This window comes from Peribacillus sp. YIM B13482, assembly GCF_042787975.1.
Lineage (GTDB): Bacteria > Bacillota > Bacilli > Bacillales > DSM-1321 > Peribacillus > Peribacillus simplex_A.
Map to the genome: position 1 here is coordinate 1 of NZ_JBHZPF010000107.1, position 5805 is coordinate 5805.

Consider the following 5805-nt stretch of genomic DNA (forward strand, 5'->3'; position numbering starts at 1 on the left):
GCAACCTATACCATGTGGTATGAAATCCTGCGAATAAGCGAGTATTCGTGAGCATGATCTATTAAACTGAGGGAGTTTATTAAGAACAAAATAAAAAGGAACCTTGGTCCCTTAAAAATACTTTCTATATTAATCCTTTTTTGAACTCAATCTTTCTAACTTTTCTTTATTAATGATAAAATATTCCCTTCCTTTTTTTTCTAATAATCCATCTTCAAGGAATTGGTTAAGTGTGTATAATAAATGTCGATAGCTTACCCCCACGTATTCTGCTGTTTCGGTATGCTTCTCTTGAAAGCATCCATCGTTTTCTATTTGAAGAATATATTTTGCCAATCGATTTTTGAATTCATAATCCTGCATAGCTGTGTAATGATCCGTTCTTTTAAGTAATTTATCACCTAAATATTTTGATAAATTATGGAGAAAAAGATTGTCGTTTAACAGATGCTCTTTCGATGAAGCCAATGGAACCGCTAAGCAAGTGCAGTCATTTATAGCCACAACATCTTTTAAATTCTTTTCCACCTCAATCAAGGATAATTCACCAATAAAATCATCTTTCTTTAGAAACTGAATCAACGCACGTTTTCCATTTTCGTGTACGATATATATTTTTGCCCGCCCATCCAATAATAAAAATAAGTACTGAATATCTTCATCAAAGCGCACTATATATTCATTAGAAGAAAACTTACAAATAAAAGCCTGATGTAAAACTGCTTTCGGAAAAGTTTCTTGAATATCATTATATATACCTACAAAATTTTCAGCGTAATCCTTCAAATTGATTTTTTCCATTTTATCACCTCAATATGAGATATCTCCTATTATTATATTCTTCCTTTCGATATATTACTACCAAGAGGTGGATAGGAATGAACAAATACAAACATATTATTTTTGACTTAGATGATACGATACTTGATTTTCAAGATTCAGAAGAAAAGGCTTTAAAACAAATTATTACGCTTTACGGGTTGCCCTATAACAAACAAACCATTGCATGTTATAAGCGCATTAATGATGGATTATGGCATCAATTAGAGGAAGGCTTGATTTCTCGTGAAGAAGTGCTGACAACGCGTTTTTCACTTTTTTTGAAGGAATTTCATATAGATGAAAACGGAGCAAAAGTTGAAGCTATGTACCGTGAGCATTTAAACCAAGGACATAAGACCATTACCCATGCACATGAATTATTAAATGCTTTAAGTAAGCAAGATTATAAATTATATATTGGAACAAACGGTGTAGGAAAGACTCAAAGAAAAAGATTAGGAGGTGCCAAGCTACAAGGATATTTTGAACAAATTTTTATCTCCGAAGAAATTGGTTATGAAAAACCGAATCCCCAATTCTTTTACTATATTTTTGATGCCCTGCATACAAGCCGTAAAGAAGAATTTTTAATGATAGGTGATCGTTTAACATCGGATATTCAAGGAGCTATCAATGTCGGAATTGATTGTATATGGTTCAACCCTAAGAGAAGCATGCCTAAATCATGTTCACCTAAGAGCACATATACGATACAAAATTTAATGCAAATAATGGACTTATTAGAGGAATAATCATGAAAAAAGTAATTCAATCCATTCTACTCTATATAGTAAGTGCTATTGGCATTAGTCTTACATTAAAAGCTAATGTTGGTGTCAGCAGTTTTAATGCGATGAATTTATCCATATCTGAATGGACTTCCATCAAAGTTGGCACAATTACATTCATTGCAAATCTCATTTTTCTATTCGGTTATATCTGCCTATGCGAAAAAAAGGATTTTAGAAAATTTACTTTGATGTTCATTTCCATCTTGTTCTTTGGAATGGTTATTAATTTTTTCCTCTATACTATTTTCGGTACGATTCACGTAGAGAATTATTTAGTAAGAATCGGACTATTTATTTTCGGTGCGATACTAGCCGGTGGAACAACAGGCATTATTTTATCATTAGATATTATTCCTTTTCCTATTGAAAGTTTATGTTTACGAATAGCTGAATTAACAAAACGCCCTTTCTCTCCATACAGATATTGTGTCGATTTATTCTCCATTATTCTATCAATAACAATATCACTACTATACAATTTACCAATCAATATTCGTGAAGGAACGATTATCAGCTTCTTCTTATTGTCCGGCATTATTTCTTATACACGATTGAAATTTAAAAACTATCAGCAGAAACCAAAAACTCAATAAAAAGCATAACTAAAAATAACCTCTTACGGATGAGAATCCAAAGAGGTTATTTTTATCAAACTTTAATATAAATTATCGAACTTTATTGTTAATGATCAATCTTTTTTGTAAAACTACAGTCAAACTATCCTGCCCCTTTAGTTCACTAAGAATCGCTATTTACATTGAAGGTAGATATACTCTCCATTCTTTCCAAGCTTTAAGATAGCCACTTAAGTCATGTGGGTGAACCCTAATACAAACGCCTATACGTGTGTATAATTGAAAAATAACTTCCTCCAAAAGCCTTTCTTTATTACTGTGGACATCTTGAGTCAATAATGAGAAAGATGACAGCAGCGTCTCTAAATTTAAATCGTCTGGAGAAGAGCAAAAAGCATACGTAAAATCATAAATTTTTGGCCCGATTAAAGGCATAGGGTCAATAACCCCATTTAATTTGTTGCCCTTAAATACAAAATTATGAACACCAGCATCTCCATGAAGGTAATACTTCTCTTCTTGATGTTCGTATGTTTTCAATTTATTAACCAATACCTCTACTTTTTTATGATCTTCACTTGGTAATAAATCGCCTATATCCTCATGGGCGAATTCCAAACTACTTAGATTGAAGTCCGCCCATGAATTTCTATGTATTCCATTTACTCTTCCCCAGTTTTCTTTGTTTACTTTTTTGTATTTATTTAATAGTTCCTTAATTAAAATAGTCATCCATTCTATTTTAGAACCTCGATTAAAAGTGAGTTTCTCCAAAAATATAAGAGTATACTATAAATTCTTTTTTCTCGTCTGTATAAAGTACATTAGGCAACAAATTTACATCTTTATAAGTAAGGAGAAAAGCCTCTGTTGCAGCTATTAATTTAGGTTTGTCTATTTTAATTACATATTTTGGTATTCCATTATAATGTAGAGTATATAGAATTCCATTTGTAGTACCACTTTTTAATTTCTTTATGTCTATATCATCATTTTTTATTATTCCTTGGTTTATAAGACCATAAATTATTTCATTTATTTTCTCCATTTATTTAGTCCTCTCGATTAATTTTGGTAAGTCTTAATACTATGTAAGTTCGCTCTTCTCATGGAACTAACCTGCCCCGATAGTTCCATAAAGAAAGAGCTGCCTTAAAGACAGCTCTGATCTTTAGCTAACGCACTCGTTAGTTCATTAAGGCTTATTGTAGACTTGGCACAAACTTCGAAATTATGAAACCTAATTTAATCAGCAAGATATTTAGTTAGCTCATTCAATTCTTTGTCATTAATATACCGATATTTGTATGAAATCACACTATATTTAGTATATTTTTCTCCTGGTATACGAATAGTCATTTGAATTAACTTAAAAGGTGGGTTGAGGGGTCCCTCATATCCAATTACATGTAATGACACATCATATGTATCATTTTGAATATCCCTTGAAATTTTTTCAATTCTATTAAATGTGAATAATTGACTATCACCCTGTTTTTCCATAACTTCAAGAATGGTTCCACCAAGATATCTTAGAAATGCTAATTCCATAATGGAAGGCGGCTTGTTTTGAGGAATTGTTTCAATTGTGTTTTTTGCTTCAGTAGTACTACTAGACGAAATGAAAAGGATAAGAAAGATTAAGGCTATTTTTTTCATTATTAAGTCTCCTTGTAGATTATTATCTTATTTTTTGCAAGAAGATAGGTTTTATCCATAAAATTCTTTATTGCACAGTTCGAATACACAATGCTTATGGAACTATCCTGCCCCTTTAGTTGCATAAGAATGATAGCACGGATGCCATTTGTAGATTTTAAATAAAGTCGCGACGTTTAAAATAAAGTTGCGATGCCTCACCCCTTTGGTTATGAATAGCCAAAGGGGTGTTTTTTATGTCCAAAAGAAAAAGCACATCTGAAATTGAAAAGTGGATTAAGCAAGGTCGTGGGTCGGGTATTGGTGCATACTATCAGTCATGGTTAAAGATTCAAGACGTCTCCTCATTAGGTCGGTGAACGAGGCTAAAAGGCATTAAGATGAGCAGACAGCATGAGTTTTCATCAAATTTGGAACGAAACTACTTTTATTTAACTGAATTTTCTAATGTTATTATCGATATTCGTGTAGGTTTATATTAAAGTTTAAACGTTTATAAAAAATTCCGACCGTTTTCTCGCTGTAGGTTCAATAAAATATGAGATCCGATACTAGAAATAGTGTCTTTTTTGTTATTTATGTTACAGTTAAAATAAGAATATTGAATATTTAGATATTTTTTATTCGGACAGTAGTATTAGACAAGGAGAAAGGCATATGAAAAAATACGAGTATACATTGGTCGATGTATTTACGACTGAATCATTCGGAGGTAATCAACTTGCCGTTTTTGAAGATGCAGAAGGTCTTACTACAGAAATGATGCAAGTGCTTGCAAATGAATTGAATTTATCTGAGACTGCCTTTGTATTTTCAGCAAGTGACCCTCACAAGACGAAAAAGGTGCGCATTTTTACACCGAAGTTAGAACTTCCAATGGCAGGGCATCCGACAATAGGAACAGCCACCGTGTTAGCAGCAAAGGGAATCGTTGCTACAGAAGAAGGTCGCAATGAATGGGTTTTTGAAGAAGGAGTAGGCGATATTCCACTAACTGTACATAAAGAGAAGGATGTCATTAAAAAAATTGAAATGGAACAGCCCCTTGCGGAGTTTGGCGAAAAGTTTTTGGATGCGGAAGTGGTCGCACAACTATTATCACTCCATACTGATGATATTGATCCAACACTACCTATACAAACGGTTTCGACGGGTGTCCCATTTTTATTTATCCCAATTTGTTCTTTAGAGGCGATGGAAAAAATTCGCTTCCGCACAGATATTTGGAAAGAGCATTTTAGCGCAAATCTAGAACGCCAGCATATTTTTACTTTTACGACAGAAACAGTTGAGAAAACCTCGCATGTTCATAGCCGTATGTTTGCACCTGCCATGGGAATTGCAGAAGATCCAGCAACAGGTGGAGCAAGTGGACCATTAGGTTCTTATTTAATAGAATATGGTGTTATACCTAGTACAGAAGAAGGAGTATACCATATTCGCGGTGAGCAAGGATTTGAAATGGGACGCCGAAGCTATATCGACATGACCATTCAAAAAACTCAAAATACAATTCGACAAATTAAGGTTGGCGGGCCAGCAATAATCATCGGTTCGGGTCAAATTTATTTACATGACGAAGTATAAGCAAATTTAAACATAATATAACTGGCGTAGATAAGGTATAGGTTAGTTGATATCTACGCTTTTTTATTTTTCTATGAGGCGAAAATGGAAGATTCGTCTACCGAAATGATTAAACTTTTTTACAAACAGAAATGCTAATATCCGAAAATCATAAAACGTTTTTCTCAAACTTTTTTCAAACCGGTTCGTTTTTATTTGTTTCTAAGTAAGGCTTTTCACGATACTTTTAATCAAACTTTATTCCAAACCAACAAAAGTCACAAAATTGGTGGATTTCTTAATGAACTAACGCACCCGTTAGTTCATTAACTTTTCATACGATAAAATTACAATTCCACATATTACAGATACCCCCAAAAATGACAATGCAT

At 33.0% G+C, this 5805-nt stretch carries 7 protein-coding genes and 1 pseudogene; 4 read left to right on the forward strand and 4 right to left on the reverse strand.

Annotation, left to right across the window (positions count from 1 at the left end):
• Window positions 1-129: 129 nt before the first annotated feature.
• Complete coding sequence (gene yeiL / locus ACFX4L_RS24745; RefSeq protein ID WP_377406578.1) at window positions 130-801, reverse strand: transcriptional regulator YeiL; 672 nt, start codon at window positions 799-801, stop codon at window positions 130-132.
• Between the two features lie 77 nt (window positions 802-878).
• Between yeiL and ACFX4L_RS24750 the strand changes: the two genes are divergently transcribed.
• Window positions 879-1574, forward strand: a complete 696-nt coding sequence (locus tag ACFX4L_RS24750) for a YjjG family noncanonical pyrimidine nucleotidase (protein ID WP_377406580.1) — start codon at window positions 879-881, stop codon at window positions 1572-1574.
• A gap of 2 nt (window positions 1575-1576) precedes the next feature.
• The gene (locus tag ACFX4L_RS24755) at window positions 1577-2206 is read left to right on the forward strand and encodes a YczE/YyaS/YitT family protein (protein WP_377406582.1); all 630 of its coding nucleotides are present in this window, start codon (window positions 1577-1579) and stop codon (window positions 2204-2206) included.
• 159 nt (window positions 2207-2365) lie between these two features.
• On the opposite strand, the gene ACFX4L_RS24760 is transcribed toward ACFX4L_RS24755, so the two are convergent.
• The 3 genes from ACFX4L_RS24760 to ACFX4L_RS24770 all read right to left on the reverse strand — a co-directional run bounded on the left by ACFX4L_RS24760 (window position 2366) and on the right by ACFX4L_RS24770 (window position 3847).
• The gene (locus ACFX4L_RS24760; protein WP_377406584.1) at window positions 2366-2920 is read right to left on the reverse strand and encodes a hypothetical protein; all 555 of its coding nucleotides are present in this window, start codon (window positions 2918-2920) and stop codon (window positions 2366-2368) included.
• Window positions 2921-2942: 22 nt separating this feature from the next.
• On the reverse strand, window positions 2943-3236 hold the full coding sequence (locus tag ACFX4L_RS24765; RefSeq protein WP_377406585.1) for a hypothetical protein: 294 nt from the start codon (window positions 3234-3236) through the stop codon (window positions 2943-2945).
• A 197-nt stretch (window positions 3237-3433) separates the two neighbouring features.
• Window positions 3434-3847 carry a hypothetical protein gene (locus ACFX4L_RS24770; protein WP_377406587.1) on the reverse strand — a complete coding sequence of 138 codons (414 nt, stop codon included), beginning with the start codon at window positions 3845-3847 and terminating at the stop codon, window positions 3434-3436.
• Window positions 3848-4083: 236 nt separating this feature from the next.
• Here ACFX4L_RS24770 and ACFX4L_RS24775 point away from each other — a divergent pair.
• Window positions 4084-4314: pseudogene (locus tag ACFX4L_RS24775) on the forward strand (heteromeric transposase endonuclease subunit TnsA); the annotation flags it as partial.
• 190 nt (window positions 4315-4504) lie between these two features.
• Window positions 4505-5434: a PhzF family phenazine biosynthesis protein gene (locus tag ACFX4L_RS24780; RefSeq protein WP_289319578.1), complete on the forward strand. Its 930-nt coding sequence runs from the start codon at window positions 4505-4507 to the stop codon at window positions 5432-5434.
• Window positions 5435-5805 lie beyond the last annotated feature (371 nt).

Bases quoted from the DNA above. Each gene is read 5' to 3' on its own strand.
- ACFX4L_RS24780 (WP_289319578.1), top strand. From the start codon at position 4,505: ATGAAAAAATACGAGTATACATTGGTCGATGTATTTACGACTGAATCA.
- ACFX4L_RS24760 (WP_377406584.1), bottom strand. From the start codon at position 2,920: ATGACTATTTTAATTAAGGAACTATTAAATAAATACAAAAAAGTAAAC.
- ACFX4L_RS24770 (WP_377406587.1), bottom strand. From the start codon at position 3,847: ATGAAAAAAATAGCCTTAATCTTTCTTATCCTTTTCATTTCGTCTAGT.
- ACFX4L_RS24765 (WP_377406585.1), bottom strand. From the start codon at position 3,236: ATGGAGAAAATAAATGAAATAATTTATGGTCTTATAAACCAAGGAATA.
- yeiL (WP_377406578.1), bottom strand. From the start codon at position 801: ATGGAAAAAATCAATTTGAAGGATTACGCTGAAAATTTTGTAGGTATA.
- ACFX4L_RS24750 (WP_377406580.1), top strand. From the start codon at position 879: ATGAACAAATACAAACATATTATTTTTGACTTAGATGATACGATACTT.
- ACFX4L_RS24755 (WP_377406582.1), top strand. From the start codon at position 1,577: ATGAAAAAAGTAATTCAATCCATTCTACTCTATATAGTAAGTGCTATT.